General features: G+C 59.0%; 2 protein-coding genes. One reads left to right on the forward strand and one right to left on the reverse strand.

What is annotated here, in order from left to right:
• A partial coding sequence (locus QCE79_RS33130) for a helix-turn-helix domain-containing protein (protein ID WP_309851692.1) occupies nucleotides 1-354 on the reverse strand: 354 nt, incomplete at its 3' end.
• Between the two features lie 123 nt (nucleotides 355-477).
• On the opposite strand from QCE79_RS33130, the gene QCE79_RS33135 reads away from it, so the two are divergent.
• Nucleotides 478-835: hypothetical protein (locus tag QCE79_RS33135; protein ID WP_309851695.1), on the forward strand; the 358-nt coding region annotated here is incomplete at its 3' end.

The raw sequence follows: 835 nt of genomic DNA on the forward strand, positions 1-835 counted from the left end.
GCGAGCGCCTTGCGCCTTCGCCACCCATATCAGGTCATCTCCCTCCGCCACTGCAAGCCGGACCAGCTCTCCACTGAACTCGGCAAGGTCATCGAGCAGGGGTTGAGCAGCGTCCGTGATGCCGGTCGCCGCGAGGTAGCTCAGTCCGAGGGATGCGAGCTTAACGGTGAGCCGGTACTGCGAGGTATTGGGGTCCTGCTTCACATAGCCCGTTTCCTTTAGATCCGTGAGCAGCCGATGTGCGGCGGTACGTGGAATGCCAAGGCGGTCGCCGACTTCGGACATCGGGAGCCCGTGGACGTGGTGGGAAAGCAGCTCGACGATGGCGAGCGCTCGGTCGCGGACGGCAGTCATGTGGGGTTTGCAAGGATGAACGTAGGCCCATTTTATCCCATCTGGATTGCTGTTCCATTTGGAAATTATCGTGTTAACCCTAAAAGTGGTTTACTATTCCATTTGGTAAATTAAACCAAAAACTTGGATGCCGACATGAAGCTAGCCATTGACTCCTACAGTTACCACCGATATTTTGGCGAGGTGTATCCCGTGCTGGAGGAGGATCCGGGCACGCGGATCACGATGGAGGGCTTCGTCAACCGTGCGCAGGCGCTTGGCGTCGATGGTGTCTCGCTCGAATCGTGCTTCCTGCCGACGCCAACGCCCGACGAAATCACCCGTCTGCGCAACCAACTCGACCGACTCGAACTTGATCGCGTTTGGGCATGGGGTCATCCGGGTGGCCTGCACTCGGGCGCGGCGCCGGAAGAAGTGGCGGACCTCAAGCGGCATACGGAAATTGCCGCGGCGGTCGGCGCAAAAGTCATGCGCATTTGCT

It is taken from the genome of Caballeronia sp. LZ003, assembly GCF_031451465.1.
Lineage (GTDB): Bacteria > Pseudomonadota > Gammaproteobacteria > Burkholderiales > Burkholderiaceae > Caballeronia.